Origin of the sequence: Pseudalkalibacillus sp. NRS-1564 (genome assembly GCF_050467905.1) — a bacterium.
Classification (GTDB): Bacteria; Bacillota; Bacilli; order Bacillales; family Guptibacillaceae; genus Guptibacillus; species Guptibacillus hwajinpoensis_B.
In genome coordinates this window covers 35,924-58,061 of sequence record NZ_JBITPM010000019.1, presented here as the reverse complement: position 1 = coordinate 58,061, position 22,138 = coordinate 35,924, and the positions used below count along the sequence as shown (strand labels likewise).

Below are 22,138 nucleotides of genomic sequence, written 5' to 3'. Positions count from 1 at the left end.
AACTAGAAAAACACAGCCTTCGCTGTGTTTTTTCCTAAGTGAGAGAAAATATTTTTGAAAGATCTTCTACTATTTCCCCATTTTCATCACGATACGTCACGCTAACATCATTTTCAGACCATTCTACAATCGCATAAGTTTGAATCGGCGGTTTTCTCGGAAGTTTGACACTACCAGGATTAAGAAACAGTGTTCCTTCCTCATATACAGATAGGACCTCATGAGAATGACCAAAACAAACAAGATCCGCTTGTACTTCTTCAGCTTTATACTGTAATTTCATTAACGTCATTTTCACATTATATAAATGTCCATGGGTCGTAAAAACAGTTTTGTCCCCTACTTTATCGACCGATTCATCTGGATAACGATGGTCGTAATCACAGTTTCCACTCACTCTCACCTGAAAAGGTAGCATTTCAGATGCATCATAATCAAATTCTGAATCTCCACAGTGGATCATACATTCGACTTCATTTTGATGTCTCTCTACAAGATTCTGCAATTCTTCCTTAGAACTATGATTATCACTTACAACTAGAACTTTCATCTCACGTCACCTCTTCAATTTAGAGTCGAGTCATGAATGCTATTAATGTTAACTCAGGCAAAGAAGCCGTATATTCAACGAGTTCAAATCATTAGTTATCCATATGTTTTAAAATAAATCCTTAAATCCCTTTTCTAAACGATCAAGAGCTTGTCCTCTATGTGAGATAGCATTTTTTTCTTCAGGAGAAAGTTCAGCCATCGTTTTACCGTATGAAGGCAGGTAGAAAATCGGATCATATCCGAACCCGTAGTTTCCAGAACGTTCAAAAGCAATTGTCCCCTTGCATGAACCCGAAAAAACTTCCGTGTTTTGACCAGGGATGGCGACCGCTAGAATACATTGAAAAGAAGCTCCACGATCTTCTTCAGGTACATTCTTCATTTCTTCGAGAACTTTGTCCATGTTTGCTTCATCATTTTTATCGAGTCCTGCATATCTAGCCGAATAAACCCCGGGATCACCATCAAGTGCATCTATGACAAGCCCAGAATCATCCGCAATAACCGGTTGGTTTGTTAATTTCATAATGGCTTCGGCTTTTAGTACGGCATTCTCCGCAAAAGTATGACCAGTTTCTGCCACGTCAGGCGCTTCTTCGAGATCCAATAAAGAAATTACAGTAAGCTCTTCTGACTCGAACCTTCTCTTAAATTCTCTTACTTTACCTTCATTCTTTGTTGCAATAAGAAGTTTACGCATCGTCCGTAGATTCCTCCTTTATTTTTGAAGCAAACTCACCGATCACTTCTGTTTGCTTCTGAATCAATTTCTCAACACCATCTTTACCTAGCGCAAGCATTTCATTTAATTGATTCATATTAAACGTTGCTTCTTCACCTGTTCCCTGTAGTTCCACGAATTCCCCACTACCAGTCATAACAATATTCATATCCACATGAGCAGAGGAATCTTCCTTATAACAAAGGTCCAATAAAGCCGTTCCACCTTGATCAATTCCTACCGAAGTGGCTGCAAGAAAATCAGTTAATGGCATTTTCTTAATTTGCTTTCGATTCATACCTTTTTCTACAGCCAGTGCAAGTGCTACAAATGCGCCAGTAATAGAAGCAGTTCGAGTGCCGCCATCTGCCTGAATTACATCACAATCAATCCAAATCGTGCGTTCTCCAAGTGCTTCAAGGTCAACTACCGTCCGAAGTGCTCTTCCAATTAGTCGCTGAATCTCCATTGTTCGACCAGCAACTTTTCCTTTACTTGATTCACGAATGTTTCTTTGTTCAGTAGCTCTTGGCAACATAGCATACTCGGCTGCAATCCACCCTTTCCCCTGTCCTCGCATAAAAGGTGGTACGCGATCCTCTATTGATGCAGAGCAAATCACTTTTGTATCTCCTACAGTAATTAATACAGAACCTTCCGGATGCTTTATATAATCTCTTTCAATATGTATCACTCTAAGCTCATCTTCCTTACGTCCATCAATTCTCATACTCTTCCTCCTGTTCCCCATCTCTTTCATTACTAAATCATAACCATTTAATGAAACTACCTTTTATCTTTTCTAGACTATGTTAATAAACGTTACTGAATTTTAGATGACCCATGAATTTAAACGTAATAAGCCTAACTAACCTTCATTTAAATAGAAAAAGAGGCAGTACACCTGCCTCTTAATCGTATCATATTCTATTTTAAAAACCCACTTTGTTAACGTCTTCTGGCCTTGAAACTGGTTCTGACAAAGCATTACCAGCTTCATCAATGACTTCTGGGTGACCATCAACAGTAATAGCTACTTCACTAATGCTTTCCTTCTCGGTTAACGAAAGAACCAGACTATTTATAATATCTTTCTGAATAACCATCTCTTCTGATCCAGTTAAGATCGCTTCATTAAAATCTAGCGTTAATAAACCATCTTCCTCTTTAGCCTTCAATAATTTTACGTCTTTAGATAGTTGACTAAATAAGCCGGAATGAACTGCCGGTCCTTCCATTAGTCCTTTCAATACGCCTCGCACATCATCCGAGACGCCTTCCATCCGTTTTGTAACTGGGACGTAGTATGCATAGTCTTCACTTTGAGCCATGAAATAGACGGTTACATCTTCGCTATTGGAAACATCAACCACATTACCCATCTCATGGTTAATCCCATTTGCCCTGCTAACACTCTCACCGATTGGCGTCCCATTCACAGGCATTTCCTGTTGATCATAGCCATTGATTTGAATTTTCACCTTCTCAATTCCGTCAAATTGAGTTAATGTCCAAGTGACAGCCTCAAGAATTTGTTTCTCATTTTCTGCAGCATAATCTTTAAACTCATTTGAGAAATCCACAACCACCGTTTCATCAACTTGATCAACGCCCTGGATAACAGTTCCAGCAGGCAACACAGCTTTAAAACCGTTAGGAAGCATTTCTGTCACTGGACCATCAACAACAAGGTATTCTAACGCTTGCTTTGCAGCACCTTCTACGGCAGGAAGTTGAACGCTCTGTGGCACAACCATTCCATTGGCATCAAGTAAATAGAGTTGACGAGTCGTCATTCCATTAGCTTCATCAGCCGCCTCTTCACCCGTCGCTTCTTCTACTTCACCTTCTTTTGTAGCACCTGTCTCATTATCCTCCATCTGTTCTCCATCTTTTACATAATCGACTTTAGGAGGATCGATTTCCTTTAATGATTTTTCAAAACCGAAACCGCAACCAGATATTGTTAATATACATGAAAGCAACAATAGCGCGAACCCAATTCCGCGTAAACGCATAGCTATCCCTCCCCGGATGGTTTGTACTACCATTTATACGAGTTATATTTCAATTTATACCTGAGTAATTTGAATAACTTGTTTTATCATTTATTAGGAGAGATACGAGCTTCAAAAATTGGCTACGATATTGAACCTTGGTGATTTCTAGAAATTTTTTGAGAAAGATTAATTTTTTGATAACTAAAAAACTCTAATCTTTGATAGATTAGAGTTCGATACGTTCAACATTAGCTACAGGATAATCGAGCCAATGGCTCGCAATCCTAGCGAAGTTGTCAATTGATCCAGTTGTAAGAAATGTATGCGATGGACGTTCATCACCTGTATATAAAAGTGAACTGTACTCTAGAATACCACTCACTTCATACGCTGTTTCATCGCCTGAACAAATAATGGCTGTATCGTCTCCCATGACTGATTGAATCACTGATTCTAATAATGGATAATGTGTACATCCTAATATCAGGGTATCGATTCCTTTATCCATCAATGGGGCAAGCGTGCTTCTGACAGTCTGATACGTTTCTTCACTGTTCAGATTTCCGGTTTCGACCAGCGGCACAAAGGGAGGGCACGCAAGACTTTCCACTTTAATATCATTATCAATAGCTTTAAGGGAGTACTCGTAAGCTCGACTTTTTACAGTACCAGTCGTTCCAATTACTCCAACATACTTATTTGTCGTTTCTTTCAAAGCACTTCTTGCTCCAGGATGAATAACACCTCTTACGGGGATAGATAGTTCATCTTGAATCTCTTTAAGAACGACAGCGGTCGCAGTATTACAAGCAATAATGAGCATTTTAATATGGTATTGCTCTAATAGGTAATTCGTCATTTCCCAGGTGAACTGCCTCACCTCAGAAACCGTTCTTGGCCCATAAGGACATCTTGCTGTATCACCTAAATAAACAATTTCTTCTTTTGGTAGCTGTCGCATAATCTCTCTTGCTACCGTTAGTCCGCCAACACCTGAATCAATAACCCCGATTGGTTTCTTCAAAATATTTCGCCTCTCTACTTACCGGTCCAGTTAGTTCTTTTTCATTTCGTCATAAAGTAAATGCAAACTTTCTTCAAGTGCTTTTACTTGATCCCCCGAGAATTTCTGGGTAATGTTTTCCAAATAGACCTGTCTTTTATGAATCACTTTTTTAATTATTTCATTTCCCTTATCTAATATATGAATTCGTACGACTCGTCGATCGTGTGGGTCTTTCACTCGTTTTACTAGCTCCGTTTTTTCCATACGATCCACGAGATCCGTCGTCGTACTACAGGCAAGATACATTTTATTAGACAGTTCTCCAATAGTTAAATCACCGTATTCAGAAAGCCATTGGAGCGCAAGAAATTGAGGAGGTGTAATGGAAAATTCACTCAAAAGTTCCCGTCCATGTTGTTTAATAATACCAGCAACCATACGAAGTGATTTCTCTATATCAACAATTGACGCTGGTTCTCTTGTTAATTCTTCAGACATCTAGTCTCCCCCTTATAATATCTTACATTCTATTTTGATTGTAACCGATATGAATTGCAAGAGATGACTCCTCCTAACTTCTTATTCATATGCCCATGTATAAGAAGTAGCGTAAAAGACTTACCGAATTCATCATTGCCCAAAAACGAATCATGAACATATGTAAATAAAAAAAAGAAGAGCTATAGTTTCCTATAGCTCTTCCGTTGCGAAATGTTCTTGTACATAGGCAACCACTTCTTCATTTGTTGCAAGTGAAAGAATGTGATCGATATGAGAAGAAATCTCTTCTTTAGATAGCTTCGTCATTTGACTTCTAGCAGGCAAAATCGAAGTAGCACTCATGCTGAATTCATCGAGTCCAAGACCAAGAAGGATTGGGATCGCAATCTGATCTCCCGCCATTTCACCACACATACCAGCCCACTTGCCTTCTTTATGAGCTGCATCAATGACCATTTTAACAAGCCTAAGAATTGCAGGATTATATGGTTGGTAAAGGTAAGATACCTTTTGATTCATACGATCAGCAGCCATCGTATATTGAATAAGATCGTTAGTTCCAACACTAAAGAAATCAACTTCTTTAGCAAAAACGTCAGCCATTGCCGCCGTTGCAGGAATTTCAACCATCATACCAATTTCAATATCTTCTGATACCTGAATACCTTCCCCGATTAGCTCCTCTTTAACAGAAAGAAGCATCTCTTTAGCCTGACGGAATTCACCGACAGTTGCAATCATAGGGAACATTACTTTCAAGTTACCGAAAACACTTGCGCGAAGAAGTGCACGCAGCTGAGTACGGAAAATTTCCGTCTCTTCCAGGCAAAGACGAATCGCACGGAACCCAAGGAATGGATTCATTTCTTTCGGAAGATTTAAGTAAGGTAGCTCTTTATCTCCACCGATATCAAGTGTACGGATTACGACAGGCTTACCATCCATTTTTTCAAGAACTTCTTTGTAAGCCTTGAACTGCTCTTCTTCTGATGGCAATTCGTTACGGCCCATATATAGAAATTCAGTACGATAAAGGCCGACGCCTTCTCCACCGTTTTCAAGGACACCTTTTACATCTTCAGGAGTTCCGATGTTTGCTGCAAGCTCAACATGTTTCTCATCTTTCGTTGTTGTTGGCTCATTAACAAGCTTCGCCCACTCTTGTTTTTTAGCTTCAAAGTGTTCCTTTTTCTTTGTATATTCCGCAATTTCTTCTTCAGAAGGATCAACGATCACATTACCATCGATACCATCAATAATAACTAGTTTACCTTCCACATCTTCAGAAGTAATGGTTTTCGTTCCAACGACAGCTGGAATTTCCATTGAACGCGCCATGATAGCAGAGTGAGATGTTCTACCACCAATATCCGTCGCAAACCCTTTAACAAACTGCTTATTTAATTGAGCAGTGTCAGAAGGAGTGAGATCTTCAGCTAGAACAATAACTTCATCGGTGATTGCTCCTGGAGATGTAAACGTAACGCCAAGTAAATGAGCCAGTACACGTTTAGATACGTCTCGAATATCAGCAGCACGTTCTTTCATATACTCATTATCCATGTTCTCAAACATGCTAATAAACATATTGGAAACTTCACTCATTGCACTTTCAGCATTTACTTTTTCATTATTAACTTTATCTTTCACTGCATTCAACAACTCTGGATCAGATAAAACGAGAAGATGAGCAGCAAAAATCGCTGCTTTATCTTCTCCGAGCTGTTCATTGGCGTGATTCTTAATGACTTCTAGTTCTTCTTTAGCACGATGAACGGCCGCTTCAAAACGTTCAATTTCAGCACCAGCATCAGTAATTGACTTTTGTTCAATTTCAAGTGCCGGATTTTCAAGTACGAACGCTTTAGCGATAGCAATTCCCGCAGAAGCGCCAATTCCAGTCAGTTGGTTAGACATTACTTGCCTAGACCTTCGTTTTCCATAACTTCAGTTAGTCCTGCAATCGCATCGTCAGCATCTGATCCTTCTGCTTTGATAGTGATTTCAGAATTTTGTTGGATACCAAGACTCATAACACCCATGATGGATTTCAAGTTTACAGACTTCCCGTTGTAATCAAGCGTTACGTCAGAGCTGTATTGACCTGCTTTGTTTACTAGTGCTGTCGCTGGGCGTGCGTGGATTCCTGATTCGCTTGTTACTGTGAAATTTTTCTCTGCCATTTTCAATTCCCTCTTTCAAATGTTATATTTTTTATTTTGATATTGTAATAATATCTTTGTCTTCCCGAGAAACAGTTCCTTCTTTCGAAAGATCAATTGTTTCTCCCTCTTCAAGGTTAGTAAATACAATAGGCGTAATAGTTGATGTTGCATTCTCTTTAATAAATGAGAGATCAACCTTCATAAGCTTCTGTCCTTGCTTAATCTCATCGCCTTCGCTAATGAATACTTCAAAACCTTCACCTTTGAGGTTAACCGTATCAATTCCAACGTGAATTAGAATCTCACGTCCATTAACAGACTCAATACCAATTGCATGCTTCGTTGGGAACACATTCATTATTTTGCCATCAACCGGTGCGACAATCAAGCCATCAGTTGGTTCAATCGCAAAACCGTCTCCCATCATCTTACCAGAAAAGACCTGATCAGGCACTTCCGTGATTGGCATAATCTTACCCTCTAGAGGAGAAATAAGATGATCAGCACCCTTCAATCCAGAAGTTTGCTCACTCTTTTCTTCTTTTTTCTCATCTTGAAGTGGCTTTGGTGTTTTTCCACTCATGATATCTCTGATTTGTCCTTTCAAACCATCGGACTGCGTTCCAAAAATAGCCTGAATGTTATTTCCTACTTCCATAACACCTGATGCACCAAGACGTTTCAAACGCTTCTTATCCACTTCGCCTTTATCTGAAACAGAAACACGAAGTCGTGTAATACAAGCGTCAAGACTTGTAATATTGCTTTCACCGCCAAGAGCTTGAAGCACATTGTAAGCAAGCGCTGTATTGTCCTGACCATCGTCAGCAATTTCATCCTCTTCATCTTCTTCTCGTCCAGGAGTCATTAAGTTAAACTTACGAATCGCAAAACGGAAGCCGAAGTAATAGATTAATGCGAATACTAACCCTACTGGAATAACAAGCCACCAGGCAGTTCTACCTTGAAGTACTCCGAATAGAAGGAAATCAATGACACCACCAGAGAAAGTCATACCAATTTTAACATCAAGTAAAGCCATTGTCATAAAAGAAAGACCTGCAAAAATCGCATGAATTCCAAAAAGGACTGGAGCTACGAATAAGAAAGAAAATTCAAGCGGCTCAGTTATCCCCGTTAAGAATGAAGTAAGTGCAGCCGAGCCCATGATTCCTGCTACAACCGCTTTCTTTTCTGGTCTAGCTTCATGATACATAGCAAGCGCTGCTGCAGGAAGACCAAACATCATAAACGGGAATTTACCAGTCATGAATGTACCAGCAGTTAACTCAGCACCATCTTTCAACTGTTCGAAGAAAATCTTTTGATCTCCTCGAATGATTTCACCAGCAGCATTTGTATATTGTCCAAACTCAAACCAAAATGGTGAGTAGAAAATATGGTGCAGTCCAAATGGAATTAACGACCGTTCAATAACACCGAATACAAATGCAGCAAGAGCTGGATTAGCATCAAGCATGTTGTGTGAGAAAGCATTTAGGCCAGATTGTACAGGTGGCCAAACGAAAATCATAATTACACCAAGAATCAAAGCTGAAACCGCCGTAGCAATTGGAACAAATCGTTTCCCAGCAAAGAAACCAAGATATTGAGGAAGTTGAATATTATAATACCGTTTATACATATAGGAGGCAAGAATACCGACAATAATTCCTCCGAAAACCCCTGTTTGTAATGTAGGTATACCCAGCACATTAGCATATGATGCGCTTTCAGCAACTTGATCAGCTGATACGCCTTCAAGTACACCCATTGTAATATTCATAACAAGGAAACCTACAATTGCTGCAATACCCGCAACGCCGTCTCCATCAGATAATCCAATTGCTACACCAACCGCAAATAGTAGTGCAAGGTTAGCAAATACTATCCCACCAGACTCCTCCATGACAGTAGCAAGAAGCTGGAACCATTCAGCTGACAAGAACGGTAGTTTTTCAAGTAAAGTTGGATTTTGAAATGCATTACCAAAACCTAGTAATAGTCCAGCAGCAGGTAAAATTGCAACTGGAAGCATTAGCGCTTTACCAACGCGCTGTAAAACCCCGAAAGCCTGTTTAAACATGTGTTTTCCTCCTTTTATTTTTCCCCCAAAAAATTTGAATATAAAAAAGGCATGAGTGGACGGTATGACAACTCAATCAGGATATACTATACCCCAATCAGTTTTTGTCATTCCGGCTTCACTCATGCCTGATCGTATCAGTAACACGTTACCGTTAAGTATGAAATTATTTAGGAGAAAGCCTTTGCAAGTGCATCGTTAAATAGACCGCTTCTGCATCAGGAAAATCCGTACGAAGTTCCTTCTGCATAATTTTAATCAACTTCCATGACAGATTATAGCACACTGGATATTCTTCTTTCAACACTTTTTCTAATCGTTCATGCGCTTCCACGGGTTGATTTAACTCACTACGTTCAATCGCATGTCTCAGATGACGTACAAGACGCAAATAATCAATTCCTGTCCGACTAATTTCAATTCGAAGAGATTCTTCAATGACTTTAACGAGTTGACTAATTAAAGCCGAATATTTGTTAAGCTTACCTACGCTTCTATTGGTAATAGCACTGTGAATGTGTAACGCAACAAACCCAATCTCTCCATCAGGAAGAGCCACATCAAGCTTATAATTAATTAACTGTATCACTTCTTCAGCAATTGTATACTCTTTTGGATACATTGTTTGCGTTTCGACTAGAAAAGGATTCTTTACATCCAATCCTTGACGAAGGCGTTTAATCGCAAAGGAAAGGTGATCCGTTAAGGAAACGTGGATATGCTCGTCTAACTCCGCATCCAGCTTATCTCCGATCAGCGAAATCGTATCATTCATCATGCCGATAAAAGATTCTGGTACATGTGGAACTAATAACTTATATTGTTCCTGCTCATGCTTATCTATAAGAACAAAATACTTGTCTACTTTGGATTCATCGAGTCTTTCGCCTTGTTTCTGATTGAAGCCAATCCCTTTTCCAGTTAAAACGACTTCATTATTATTCTCCGAAACGGCAATTACGACATTATTATTTAGAATTTTCTTTATTTCAAATTCACCATTCATGTTCAATTTCCCCTCATTAAACCGGTTTCATTTGTGATTATGAACGTACTAATGATAGTAAATAACAGATCGAACGTCAATGAGAAAACGTTCCATTAGGTTGCCCCTTACTCATGTAATATAGTTGATATCATAATCTATTGCTTTATTTATAACAACCCGAAGATAATTTTCTATCTTCCATTCATTTCATTTGCCGATATTTTATGTCATTATCATACAAAAGAAAATCTACTAATAAGCTACGCTTGTTTGTATAAGTGTCTCTCCTTCGCATGGAAACATCTTGTTATAAGCCTTTTTGTTATCTTAACATACTATTCATTCTTTTTTATTTTAACCTACTCACTTCATAGACTGATCTCTATAAATTTCTCTTCCTTACCCTTTATCATGAAGTTTAAGTTCCTATGTATCTCATTGATTCTTTTTCACAGAATGACACTTAACTCGAATGAAAAAATAATCTAGAATTAACAGTATAAGCAAACAAGACGTTTCACAAAAGAAAAAACCGGCTTTTAAGCCGGCACAGTTTTATATTTCTAATTCTCCCAGTCGAAGCAATTCGACAACAGCCTGAGAACGCCCCTTTACCCCCAGCTTTTGCATCGTGTTCGAAATATGGTTCCGAACTGTTTTTTCGCTAATAAACAATTCTTCTGCTATTTCTCTTGTCGTTTTGTCTTGAACAAGCAATTCGAAAACTTCTCTTTCTCTTTTGGTTAATAGTGGCTTTGGTCGGTAGTGGTTCCCTTTCAACATTCCACCCTCCTCGATAGGGCAACAAAGCAACTTCGATTGAAATTATATAGTCCATACAATATATGAATTTCTATCTTACGTGTTACATTAATTCACACATTGCATAAAAACAGTTTAGAGAATTTATTATGACAACCTTCGTTCTTCTTCATCATTTCCTGAGAAATATCGTAATAAGGTTTTATTCTTTTCTTAAGACTTGGCTCTTTTAAAGAAGCTGTAGATCTTAGAATCAATTAAGTTCTGTCATGATCAATCGCTTCGCAGAAAAAATCGAGAACCCACGGTATAAGCTAACATAGCTTAAGAATTATCTGAAACTAAAAAAAGACCCCCTTGTAGGGGATCTTTTCCTAGTGATCACTTCCAAAAAAGTTTTTGAACGTTTGAAGTGACGTTGCTCTATTCATTGCAGCAATAGAAGTTGTTAGTGGAATTCCTTTCGGACAAGATTGCACACAGTTCTGTGAGTTACCACAGTTCCCAAGTCCACCCTCTCCCATTAAGCCTTCCAGACGCTCCTCTTTGTTCATCTCACCTGTTGGATGTGAGTTGAATAATCGAACCTGTGAAATAGCAGCTGGTCCAATAAACTCCGAGCGACTATTTACATTCGGACACGCTTCAAGACAAACACCACATGTCATACATTTTGATAGTTCATATGCCCACTGTCGCTTATTCTCAGGCATTCTCGGACCAGGTCCAAGATCATAGGTACCATCGATCGGAATCCATGCTTTCACTTTCTTAAGTGCATCAAACATTCTGCTTCGATCTACAGCAAGATCTCGCACAACCGGGAATGTGGTCATTGGCTCTAAGCGAATTGGTTGCTCAAGTTGATCTAGTAAAGCAGTACAAGATTGACGTGGTTTTCCGTTAATGACCATCGAACAAGCTCCGCATACTTCTTCTAGACAACCCATTTCCCAAATAACAGGTGTAGTTTTCTCACCGTTTGCATTAACTGGATTACGACGAATTTCCATTAAAGCAGAAATAACGTTCATATTTTGACGATATGGAATCGTAAACGTTTCTTCATATGAATTAGATTCAGGTCCATCCTGCCTTTTTATCTTAAGTGTGACAGTTTTATTCTCACTCATCATTTATCCCCCGCTTTCTTCTTAGAATAATCGCGTTTACGAGGTGGAATTAATGATGTATCTACTTCTTCATAGTAGAATTCTGGTTTGTTGTTGACTGCATCGTATTTAGCCATTGTTGTTTTAAGAAATTCTTCATCATTACGCTCAGGGAATTCAGGCTTGTAGTGAGCACCGCGACTTTCGTTACGGTTTAAGGCTCCGATTGTAATTACCCGTGCCAACTGAAGCATGTTAGATAATTGTCGAGTAAATGAAGCCCCCTGATTACTCCACTTGGATGTATCATTAATATTGATGTTCTCGTAACGCTCCATCAACTCTTGAATTTTCTCATCTGTTTCCTTTAACTTGTCGTTGTTTCTTACAACCGTTACGTTAGCTGTCATCCATTCGCCAAGCTCTTTATGAATTTGATAAGCATTCTCTGTTCCGTTCATCTTCATGATTTCGTCCTGCTTTGCCTGCTCTTCTTGTTGATGCTTTTCAAATAATGAAGAAGAGAGATCCTCAACCGTTGCTTCTAATCCATTAATATAGTCAACCGCATTTGGACCAGCAACCATGCCACCATAAATAGAAGATAATAGCGAGTTTGCTCCAAGACGATTGCCACCGTGTTGAGAATAATCACATTCACCAGCAGCAAATAGCCCAGGAATATTAGTCTGCTGGTTAAAATCAACCCATAAACCACCCATTGAATAGTGTACAGCAGGGAAAATTTTCATAGGGACTTTACGAGGATCGTCACCCATGAATTTCTCATAAATTTCAATAATACCGCCAAGCTTAACATCAAGCTCTTTTGAATCTTTATGTGAGAGGTCAAGGTAAACCATGTTCTCTCCATTAATACCAAGCTTTTGACTAACACACACATCAAAAATTTCTCTCGTAGCAATATCACGCGGTACAAGGTTCCCATATGCTGGGTATTTTCCCTCAAGGAAATACCATGGTTTACCGTCTTTATACGTCCAAACGCGGCCACCTTCGCCACGTGCAGATTCACTCATAAGACGAAGCTTGTCATCACCAGGGATTGCTGTTGGGTGAATTTGAATAAATTCCCCATTAGAATAAATAGCCCCTTGCTGATAAAGCGCACCAGCAGCAGAACCTGTATTAATAACAGAGTTTGTACTCTTACCGAAGATAATACCTGGTCCACCAGTCGCCATAATAACCGCATCTGCTTCAAAACTTCTTATTTCAGAAGTTGTTAAGTTTTCACCAACAACTCCTCGGCATACACCTTCATCATCTAAAATAGCGGAGAGAAATTCCCATCCTTCATATTTTGTAACGAGGCCTGCTACTTCATGGCGACGAACTTGCTCATCAAGCGCATATAGAAGCTGTTGCCCGGTTGTTGCACCGGCAAAAGCAGTGCGATGATGTTGTGTTCCACCAAAGCGTCTAAAATCTAGTAGACCTTCTGGTGTTCTGTTAAACATTACGCCCATACGATCCATTAAGTGAATGATACCAGGCGCTGCATCACACATTGCTTTTACTGGAGGTTGATTTGCAAGGAAATCTCCTCCATAAACTGTATCATCAAAGTGCTCCCAAGGAGAATCTCCTTCTCCTTTTGTATTAACAGCCCCGTTAATTCCCCCCTGCGCACATACAGAGTGAGAACGTTTTACCGGAACGATGGAAAGAAGATCTACTTGCATTCCAGCTTCCGCAGCTTTGATGGTAGCCATCAAACCTGCAAGGCCGCCTCCAACTATCACTAATTTACCTTTACTCATAAGAACAGTTCCCCCTTAAATGCTGGCTCTGTCTGAAAGTTATGTATCAGACGTGGTGAAGACAGTTCACTTTCTTAAACGAATGCAAATAATGCGCGCATGCCAACAACTGAAAGTGCAACGAAAATGACCATTGTTACGTATGTCATCGTACGCTGTGATTTTGGTGTTACTGTGAAGCCCCAGCTTACAAAGAAAGACCATAAGCCATTTGCGAAGTGGAAGACAGTACCAAGTACACCAACGATGTAAAAGATCATCATTCCTGGATTAGACAAGATATCAGCCATCATTTGGAAGTTTACTTCTGCTCCCATCGCAGCTTGTATTCTCGTTTGCCAGACGTGCCAAGTTACAAATATTAATACGATAACGCCAGAAATCCGCTGCAAATAAAACATCCAGTTACGTAAATAGCCATATCGACTTACGTTGTTTTTGGATTGAAATGCGATATAAACACCGTAAATCGCATGGAATAAGAGCGGTAAGAAAATGACGAAAATTTCAAGCAAATACCTGTAAGGAAGGCTCTCCATAAAATGAGCTGCGTCATTAAACGCCTCGGGCCCTCTTGTTGCAAAATAGTTAACAGTGAGATGCTGAGTAACATAAAGTCCGAGCGGAATTACTCCTAGAAGCGAATGCAATTTTCGGCTTACAAAGTCTCGACTTGCGGCCATGTTTTGTGTGTCCCCCTTTTAAGTTGTTAAGCTACCATCTGCCAGTGCATTTTTTTCTAATAAAGAAGTCTTTGCATGCACAGAAATCATCGCTTTCTGTCGATTATATTGTGACATACCCATTGTACTCCCATCATTTAGGACCGTCAAGAAAACGTGTACATTTAGATTTTTCAAAATTCCCTTGCAACACCTGCGTATATCTCAATTGAATACGCTTTCTATATATATAAATTCTATCTATGGTGCTATGGAGGATTTGTCGATAAAACGTTATAATTATTTTGTAGAAAAGCTGGGAGGAATTTATGTTTAAGAAGCGCACAAACTCGATTGATTATAGTCATGAAATAGAAACAACTGCTTTTGGATATGAATTTTATAGAGAAGTTCTTATTCCTGAACTTCTTGGTAGTGAACAGCCGGCTGTTTTATATTGGACTGGAAAAGAAATGGCTAGGCAATTCCCGCTCTCCACTCGAGAAGAGATCGAGGATTTTTTTCAGCGTGCTGGATGGGGTAAATTATCAATTGCACAAGAAAAAAAGAATGAAGTAACGTTTGATCTTCAGTCAGCTCTTATCACTGAGCGAAGAAATACTAGTCGAAATGCTTGTTATCAACTAGAAGCAGGTTTTCTTGCTGAACAATATCAAAATATGCTTCGTTGCATCGCTGAAGCCTATGAAACTGATAAAAAGAATGAAATTCAAATCACAGTAAAATGGGACCCAAAAGATCAGATTGAATAGAAAGGAGACCACATGTGGTCTCCTTTTTGATTACATTTGTTTAACAGGGGTTCTTTCATCTAGTTGAAATTTATCGTGTAGCGACTCAATAGCATAAATCATTTTATCTTCTGGAACGATCGTTGACACTTTGATTTCTGATGTACTCACCATCTTCATTTCTACCCCGTGTTCAGCAAGTACTTCAAACATTTGTGCCGCAACGCCAGGGTTAGAAATCATACCTGATCCTACTATGGATACCTTAGCAAGTTCTGATTCGTGATAAATATGTTCGTAGGGAAGTTTCACTTTAATGCGACGGAGCACATCAAGAGTTAATTCAAGAGAGGCTGTTTCAATTGAGAATGAGATACTCGTTGTATTTTTCTCTCCTGTACTTTGAATGATCACATCTACATTAATACCATTTGCCGCAAGAGATGAGAACAAGGAAGGAAGTGTTGTAATCTCATTCGGCAAACCTGAAATTGTTATTTTTGTTACATTACTTTCAAAAGCCAGACCTCTAACCACCAAATTTTGTTCCATTGATACGACCTCCTCAATTAGCGTTCCAGGTTCATTCGTAAAGCTCGAGCGGACCTCAAGCAAGATGTTATAGTTTTTTGCAAACTCAACCGCTCTAGGATGTAAGACACCAGCCCCAAGGTTAGCAAGTTCAAGCATTTCATCATAAGAAATCGTAGAAAGCTTTCTTGCACCTTTCACATATCGAGGATCTGTCGTATACACGCCATCCACATCTGTATATATCTCACAACGATCCGCTTTAAGAGCTGCTGCAATCGCCACAGCTGTTGTATCGGAACCACCACGCCCTAGCGTCGCGATGTTAGACGTATCAGTTAGCCCCTGGAATCCTGCTACAATCACAATTTTCCCTTCAGCAAGGTGTTGATTCATACGTGATGCATCAATATCGAGGATTCTGGCATTGCCGTGAAGCGACTCTGTTTTAATTCCTGCTTGCCAGCCAGTTAATGAAATAGCATCGTACCCTTCTTCATTTAATGCCATTGAAAGAAGCGCTGTTGTTACTTGTTCTCCAGTCGTTAGAAGCATATCAAGCTCTCTTGCAGACGGTGTAGCTGTTATCCCTTTTGATAATCCTAAAAGCTCATCCGTTGTTTTGCCCATCGCTGAAACAACCGCAACAACCTCATCTCCATTATTTACAGCTTCCATAAGCCTTTTGGAAACATTTTTGATTTTCTCTACATCTCCAACAGACGTACCTCCGAATTTCAATACGCGTAGTCCCACTCTCTCCATCCTTTCTTTCATGCAGCTCGTTATCCCTCATAGTGCGTAATCATCGCACGTTACAAACACTCACTAACTAAGAGTCGAAATGGATATTAAAAAACTCGGCCACTCACCAGATTGAAATAGCGATAGCCTTCATTTTTTATACTTTAAACTTGTAAAGCGTTTATTAAAGTATAAAAAAACAACAATGAGAAAAACCTCACTGTTGTTTTCATAACAAATCCAAGAAAACGTCCCTTTGTGAGATAGTTCTCCATCCAATTCCCGGGTAGGTATTGGATGACAGCTCTGCACTTATTCAATACAGATCCAGCTTCAGACGGATAAGCGTCTTTCCACTTCGGCAAATCCCCCTTTCAGCTCCTATCACTGAGTCTTAACACTCTTCAGTAAGCTTATTATTGGTTTTTGCGCCTCTACCATCACTTCAACTTTCGAAGTGTGGAACTATTAAATTTCACTCATTATAACGAACTTACGTGAATGCCGCAACATGTTCTTACAAATTAATTTGATTGACTTTCAAATCGAGCGACTACTTCCTCTGCAACATTCATTGGTAGTCCTGCGTTGTGTAAGTCTTCAACGCTTGCTTCTTTCATCTTTTTGATCGATCCAAAATGATTTAGCAGCTTCTTTTTTCTCTTCTCTCCGATACCGGGAATATCATCAAGACTTGACTTAAGCATCGATTTTCCTCGAAGCTGTCGATGAAACGTAATCGCAAATCGGTGTACTTCATCTTGAATCCTTTGCAACAGGTAGAATTCCTGACTATTTCTTGGTAGATAAACAGCTTCAGGAGGATCACCAATAAGAAGATGAGACGTTTTATGTTTCTCATCTTTCGTCAGCGAGCAAACCGGTATGTCCAGACCAAGCTCATTCTCGAGCACATCCTGTGACGCCTGTATTTGAGCTATTCCGCCGTCAATAATAATTAAGTCAGGAAGCGGACCATTTTCCTTAAGCATTCTTGAATATCTTCTTCTCACAACCTCTTTCATAGAACCTACATCGTTTGGTCCTTCCACTGTTTTGATTTTGTACTTGCGATACTCATTTTTCTTTGGCTTTCCATCAAGAAAAACAACCATAGCGGATACAGGGTTCGTGCCCTGAATGTTCGAGTTATCAAAAGCTTCAATTCTGAGCGGAGCTTCTATATTAAGCTTTTCTCCCAAGTTGTCAACAGCATCAATCGTTCTTTTCTCGTCGCGTTCAATTAATGAAAATTTCTCATTAATGGCAATGGTCGCATTCTTCATTGTAAGCTCGACAAGCTCTTTTTTCTTGCCTCTTTTTGGCTGGTGAACTGGAATTTGTAGAAGTTCTTCTACCATTTGAGCATTAACCTGCTGAGGAAGCAATACTTCTTTTGGCTTAGGATGATTTTGTTGAAGATAGAACTGACCGATATAAGTTAAGAAATCTTCTTCAGCATCATTATAGAAAGGGAAAAGTGAAACATCTCTCTCAATTAACTTCCCTTGTCGTACAAAGAAAACTTGAACACACATCCATCCTTTGTCGAAACTATATCCAAAAATATCCCGATCAATACCATCGTTAGATTGGATCTTTTGCACTTCCATAACTTTATCAATATGAAACATTAAATCACGAAACTCTTTTGCTCGCTCGAAATCCATATTCTCAGATGCTGTGGTCATCTTTCTTTCTATGTCTTCTTTAACTTCCTGGTGACCTCCGTTTAGAAAACGCGTAATCCCGTCAATCATCTCTTTATTTTGCTCTTTAGAGACGTCGTTGACACATGGAGCCAAACACTGGCCTATATGATAATAAAGACAGACGCGATCAGGCATTTTACGACATTTACGTAAAGGATATAGTCGGTCCAAAAGCTTCTTTGTTGCACTAGCTGCATAAGCATTCGGATATGGACCAAAATACTTACCTTTATCTTTTTTTATTTTACGTGTCGTAATTAAGCGGGGCTGTTCTTCTGCCGTTATTTTTATATAAGGATAGCTTTTATCATCTTTAAGCATCACATTATATTTCGGATCATGTTTTTTGATTAAATTAAGTTCAAGAATAAGAGCTTCAAGATTTGTGGAGGTTACGATATACTCAAAATCACGTATTTCACTTACAAGCCGCTGCGTTTTTCCATCGTGTGATCCACTAAAATAAGATCTGACTCTATTTTTTAGCACCTTTGCCTTCCCAACATAAATAATCGTTCCCTGGCGATCTTTCATTAAATAACACCCGGGCTGGTCAGGAAGGATTGCTAGCTTATTTTTAAGATGTTGTTCCATGCTGCCTCACCTCACTACTCCTTTTCAAGGCGTATCTATGTTCCCCTCTCATTGTAACACATTACCTCAATTTTCTATTATCTTAATAACTCATATAAAACAATGTCATGATAGACAGGATCATACAATGTGGAGGATTGGAATTCTTTGACCTTTTTGATCTGACCATCCATCGATATATTCTGTTTCTTAAATCCATCGAGAACCTGTCCTGTTAAAAATACGCGATGCTCATCATAATATTGAAGATCAGATAGAAAGGTTGAATACGTATAAATTTGTTCATGTTCAAATGACACCTTGTTATAGGACATTACCCTAGTTTCTTCCCAAGTATACACAATGACCGGCTCGTTAATTTGCTCTACATAATCCATCAATTGATAAACAGCTGCTGGATCGTTTGCTTCTTTCATTGTTGAATAGGAAACAAGTGATTGTATGCTAATCATTACGGCTAAACCAAGCATTATTTTCGTTGAGTTATTACCCTGTCTTCCTAACCCTATCCAGAGAAATCCTAGCATTATTATCCCAGGTAGAGGCAGGATATGTCTTGGCTTATCAATGTTTTGTGCCAAAAGGGCCCATAGAAAATAGCTAAATGCCATAGCGACAAATGCCCATCCAAACCATGAAATTTCTCGCAATGTTCTCCCACTATTTTTCACCCCTTGGAAGATCATGAACGTAAAAAAGGTTAGATATAGTAGTAAAATCATTAGCGATTGACCGCTAAGACCTGTCCAAACTATATTATTCAATATCAGATGTGATATTCGTTCCAAAAGTGGGGCTGAGGCTGAAACCGCAGTTCCACCCCACTCTTCAAAGTGACCTTCAGAGAACCCAAAGGCTAGCTGTAAAAATGCAGCTACGCCACCTTCAGAAGCAGCAAGACCCCCTACCCAAATTAATTGAAAGATGACGGCTATACCGACCTGGGTGAGTAAAAATAAACTGTAGGATTTAATGGACTTATGCTGCTTTTTTCTCTGTATTAATAGTAGTAGAAGGCCGACACCAAAAGGTAAATAAGATAAACGAACTCCTAAAAGTAAACTAAACAACAAAGAAGCGACATCGATGCTCGTGAATGAATGTTCGCGATGAAATGCTTTTTGCAAACTCCATAAGTACCACCATAGAATAGCCACCGCTGCCGCCTCGCTCATCGGTTGAATGGTTAACACGTTGACAAATACCATTGATTGAATAAGAGCTACTGATGCCATACTAAGTGTTTTTGAAAGAAAAGAGCGACTAACTGCATATGCTGGATACATAGAAAGCGACATTAATAGTCCATTCCATAACGTTAAAGCCTCAACGGGATTTCCTATCCATTTATTTAACAACATCCCACCTAGAATAAAATAGGGATATCCGGGAAAGTGAGGTTGCATGGCAAATAAATCAAATCGATTTAGGGCTAGTGAGAAATCGACTTGATCCCAAGAACGTGGTAACTCAGTTGCATAGGCGGTTCTCCACCAAATAATCAACAAGATACTGCTCATTGAAATCAGCCAGATGAGTATTTTAATGCTTCTAGCTCGTATAAGGTATCTACCTGATCGATCCAATCCTAATCATCCTTTATAATTCTTGGTATGGGTCATACGTTAATCTATCCTTTTTAAATACCTCCGATGAAAAAAAGTACAAGACGAAGAATTTCGCCTTGCACTTTGGAAATTTATTTAACTGTCGATTGCTTCATTTCGTTTGTCGCTTTAAAAATCGCTTTACTCGGTTCTTTCACTTCTGATTTTACAGGTTCATTCTTTGAGTTCACAAGAAGATAAATCACTGCAAAATAACCAACGTACGCGATGATTTCTTCAATGGAAGGCATTGAAGAGTAACCGAACAACGCTTTAAAGAAAATTCCAATGTCTCCTGAGAGAAGAGGTGCCACACCATGATCACGAACATAATGCGCGTAGTCAATCGGATGTTCTGGCAAGAACCATGTAAGATCGTATACATGAGGCATTACGCTACCAATTAGTTTAATATCCTGCATCATCGAAATTCCCTGTACAAATAAGCCACCGGCAATAAGTACAATAAAGATTCCAGTAATCTTAAAGAACGATTTAAGCGGAATGCGCATCGTGCCCTTAAAGAAAAAGTACGATACAGTGGAAGCAATCAAGATTCCAGTAATCGCTCCCCATCCTTCAAATCCTTTACCAATATCGCCACCAGTAATTGCAGCAAAGAAAAATACGGTTTCTACACCTTCACGAAGGACAACGAGAAAAGAATGAATGACCATACCTACCACGTTACCCGTTGTAATGTATTCCGTCATTTTCCCTTCTGTCTTTCCTTTAAGATTGCGACTATGTGAAGCCATCCAAAATACCATTTGAGTTAATAATACGGCGGAGATTAGCATAATGGAAATTTTCAGGTAAATCTCGCTTCCCATCGCTGCGAACCCGGTGAAAACAACCTGGAACAACATGGCTACGCCTACACTTGCAACTACAGCAAGCCCAGCACCTAACCAGACATATTTATTATACTGGCACTGTCCCATTCGTTTCATATAGGTAGTTATGATTCCAATTATGAGAAGCGCTTCAAGTACTTCTCTGAACATGATCAGTAATGCCTGAATTTCCATTAAACTTTCCCCTTTCCGTAAACAAAGATTTTAGGAGCGTCGCCGTTTTCTTGTTGTGTAAATTACTACTCCTGCAATCACAACGATGAGAATAACGATTGGCACCCAATTCGATAGCTGACCGAGATCAGTCCAATCCGTTTTTTCACTACCAGCGCTTTCATCCTCTGTTGCACTTTCTCCAAAGTGACCAATTTCAACTGATTTCATATCAAAATGATTTTTTAGTCCATCAAGTATAACTTTCTTACTTTCAGCGTATTTCTCTTCATCTGAATCTTTCTCCCCCACTCCAAAAAGGCCAGGGTTACCAAGCGAATCAAGCAATACCTCAAATTCATTCTTTATCTTTTCATCAAGTTCGGGATTCGTTTGTTTTACCACGGGAGAGAGCGTTTTATATGTGGCATCTGCTTTGCCAACTAGCTTTCTTGTTGTATCATATTCTTCAAAATCTGTTTCAGCGTTTTCAAGTCGACGTGAAATATTTAAGACCAGGACTTGCTGCATATTCGTTATAACAGCTTCCTTGTCTTCGTTGTCTAGCTCCTTTTGAACAGCTTGAACCGCATCTTCACCCATATGTAATTGAATTTCGTCTTTAACGGAAGCAAAAATTTTATTCGCTTCTGCAAAATTCGGAGGAGATTCATTAAGTTTTGCAGACATCTCACTGTATGCTTCAGCTACTTTCTCTTCGGTTGGGTCACCATAAGAGTATGCACTGGCAAGATCAGGAACTGCTAGTATACAAATTAGTGTCATTATTAATGCTGATGACAGAATACGTTTTATCATTTGAAATATCCTCCTCATTGATAATGATAA

20 protein-coding genes and 1 riboswitch are annotated in these 22,138 nt (G+C 39.2%); of the genes, 1 reads left to right on the top strand and 19 read right to left on the bottom strand.

Going from position 1 to position 22,138, the window contains the following annotated elements:
• Positions 1 to 34: 34 nt before the first annotated feature.
• The 14 genes from ACIFPW_RS10245 to ACIFPW_RS10180 form a co-directional block, all read right to left on the bottom strand.
• Entirely contained in the window at positions 35 to 550 is a 516-nt protein-coding gene (locus ACIFPW_RS10245) for a metallophosphoesterase (RefSeq protein WP_430243986.1), read from the bottom strand.
• Between the two features lie 108 nt (positions 551 to 658).
• Positions 659 to 1,252, bottom strand: a complete 594-nt coding sequence (locus tag ACIFPW_RS10240) for an XTP/dITP diphosphatase (protein WP_194219370.1) — start codon at positions 1,250 to 1,252, stop codon at positions 659 to 661.
• Complete coding sequence (gene rph / locus ACIFPW_RS10235) at positions 1,245 to 2,003, bottom strand: ribonuclease PH (RefSeq protein ID WP_430243984.1); 759 nt, start codon at positions 2,001 to 2,003, stop codon at positions 1,245 to 1,247. Before rph ends, ACIFPW_RS10240 begins: the two co-directional genes overlap by 8 nt.
• Positions 2,004 to 2,205: 202 nt before the next feature.
• Entirely contained in the window at positions 2,206 to 3,291 is a 1,086-nt protein-coding gene (locus tag ACIFPW_RS10230) for a GerMN domain-containing protein (RefSeq protein WP_430243982.1), read from the bottom strand.
• 208 nt (positions 3,292 to 3,499) lie between these two features.
• Positions 3,500 to 4,297 carry a glutamate racemase gene (gene racE / locus ACIFPW_RS10225; RefSeq protein WP_430243980.1) on the bottom strand — a complete coding sequence of 266 codons (798 nt, stop codon included), beginning with the start codon at positions 4,295 to 4,297 and terminating at the stop codon, positions 3,500 to 3,502.
• A 30-nt stretch (positions 4,298 to 4,327) separates the two neighbouring features.
• Positions 4,328 to 4,777, bottom strand: a complete 450-nt coding sequence (locus tag ACIFPW_RS10220; protein WP_194219366.1) for a MarR family winged helix-turn-helix transcriptional regulator — start codon at positions 4,775 to 4,777, stop codon at positions 4,328 to 4,330.
• Positions 4,778 to 4,969: 192 nt separating this feature from the next.
• Positions 4,970 to 6,697 (bottom strand): phosphoenolpyruvate--protein phosphotransferase, encoded by a 1,728-nt coding sequence (ptsP, locus tag ACIFPW_RS10215; protein WP_194219365.1) that lies wholly within the window; start codon positions 6,695 to 6,697, stop codon positions 4,970 to 4,972.
• Positions 6,697 to 6,963, bottom strand: coding sequence for a phosphocarrier protein HPr (locus ACIFPW_RS10210; RefSeq protein ID WP_136947743.1), 267 nt, complete (start codon positions 6,961 to 6,963; stop codon positions 6,697 to 6,699). The genes ptsP and ACIFPW_RS10210 overlap by 1 nt, the downstream gene beginning before the upstream one ends.
• A 31-nt stretch (positions 6,964 to 6,994) precedes the next feature.
• A complete protein-coding gene (gene ptsG, locus ACIFPW_RS10205) occupies positions 6,995 to 9,031 on the bottom strand; it encodes a glucose-specific PTS transporter subunit IIBC (RefSeq protein WP_430243976.1) in 2,037 nt (678 codons plus the stop codon).
• A gap of 166 nt (positions 9,032 to 9,197) precedes the next feature.
• Positions 9,198 to 10,037: a glucose PTS transporter transcription antiterminator GlcT gene (gene glcT, locus ACIFPW_RS10200; RefSeq protein ID WP_430243974.1), complete on the bottom strand. Its 840-nt coding sequence runs from the start codon at positions 10,035 to 10,037 to the stop codon at positions 9,198 to 9,200.
• Positions 10,038 to 10,574: 537 nt separating this feature from the next.
• On the bottom strand, positions 10,575 to 10,802 hold the full coding sequence (locus tag ACIFPW_RS10195) for a helix-turn-helix domain-containing protein (protein WP_369810531.1): 228 nt from the start codon (positions 10,800 to 10,802) through the stop codon (positions 10,575 to 10,577).
• Positions 10,803 to 11,155: 353 nt separating this feature from the next.
• A complete protein-coding gene (sdhB, locus tag ACIFPW_RS10190) occupies positions 11,156 to 11,914 on the bottom strand; it encodes a succinate dehydrogenase iron-sulfur subunit (RefSeq protein ID WP_194219362.1) in 759 nt (252 codons plus the stop codon).
• Positions 11,914 to 13,677, bottom strand: coding sequence for a succinate dehydrogenase flavoprotein subunit (sdhA, locus tag ACIFPW_RS10185; protein ID WP_430243972.1), 1,764 nt, complete (start codon positions 13,675 to 13,677; stop codon positions 11,914 to 11,916). The genes sdhB and sdhA overlap by 1 nt, the downstream gene beginning before the upstream one ends.
• Positions 13,678 to 13,751: 74 nt before the next feature.
• Positions 13,752 to 14,360 (bottom strand): succinate dehydrogenase cytochrome b558 subunit, encoded by a 609-nt coding sequence (locus ACIFPW_RS10180; protein WP_194219360.1) that lies wholly within the window; start codon positions 14,358 to 14,360, stop codon positions 13,752 to 13,754.
• A 308-nt stretch (positions 14,361 to 14,668) separates the two neighbouring features.
• On the opposite strand from ACIFPW_RS10180, the gene ACIFPW_RS10175 reads away from it, so the two are divergent.
• Positions 14,669 to 15,112 carry a YslB family protein gene (locus ACIFPW_RS10175; protein WP_430243970.1) on the top strand — a complete coding sequence of 148 codons (444 nt, stop codon included), beginning with the start codon at positions 14,669 to 14,671 and terminating at the stop codon, positions 15,110 to 15,112.
• A 30-nt stretch (positions 15,113 to 15,142) separates the two neighbouring features.
• On the opposite strand, the gene ACIFPW_RS10170 is transcribed toward ACIFPW_RS10175, so the two are convergent.
• The 5 genes from ACIFPW_RS10170 to ACIFPW_RS10150 all read right to left on the bottom strand — a co-directional run bounded on the left by ACIFPW_RS10170 (position 15,143) and on the right by ACIFPW_RS10150 (position 22,108).
• The gene (locus tag ACIFPW_RS10170; RefSeq protein ID WP_430243968.1) at positions 15,143 to 16,378 is read right to left on the bottom strand and encodes an aspartate kinase; all 1,236 of its coding nucleotides are present in this window, start codon (positions 16,376 to 16,378) and stop codon (positions 15,143 to 15,145) included.
• Between the two features lie 244 nt (positions 16,379 to 16,622).
• A riboswitch (Lysine riboswitch) is annotated at positions 16,623 to 16,811 on the bottom strand.
• A gap of 79 nt (positions 16,812 to 16,890) precedes the next feature.
• Positions 16,891 to 18,672 carry an excinuclease ABC subunit UvrC gene (uvrC, locus tag ACIFPW_RS10165; RefSeq protein ID WP_430243966.1) on the bottom strand — a complete coding sequence of 594 codons (1,782 nt, stop codon included), beginning with the start codon at positions 18,670 to 18,672 and terminating at the stop codon, positions 16,891 to 16,893.
• 77 nt (positions 18,673 to 18,749) lie between these two features.
• Positions 18,750 to 20,258 (bottom strand): hypothetical protein, encoded by a 1,509-nt coding sequence (locus tag ACIFPW_RS10160; RefSeq protein WP_430243964.1) that lies wholly within the window; start codon positions 20,256 to 20,258, stop codon positions 18,750 to 18,752.
• Between the two features lie 113 nt (positions 20,259 to 20,371).
• On the bottom strand, positions 20,372 to 21,310 hold the full coding sequence (locus tag ACIFPW_RS10155) for an FTR1 family iron permease (protein WP_430243962.1): 939 nt from the start codon (positions 21,308 to 21,310) through the stop codon (positions 20,372 to 20,374).
• 30 nt (positions 21,311 to 21,340) lie between these two features.
• Entirely contained in the window at positions 21,341 to 22,108 is a 768-nt protein-coding gene (locus tag ACIFPW_RS10150; RefSeq protein WP_430243961.1) for a hypothetical protein, read from the bottom strand.
• Positions 22,109 to 22,138 lie beyond the last annotated feature (30 nt).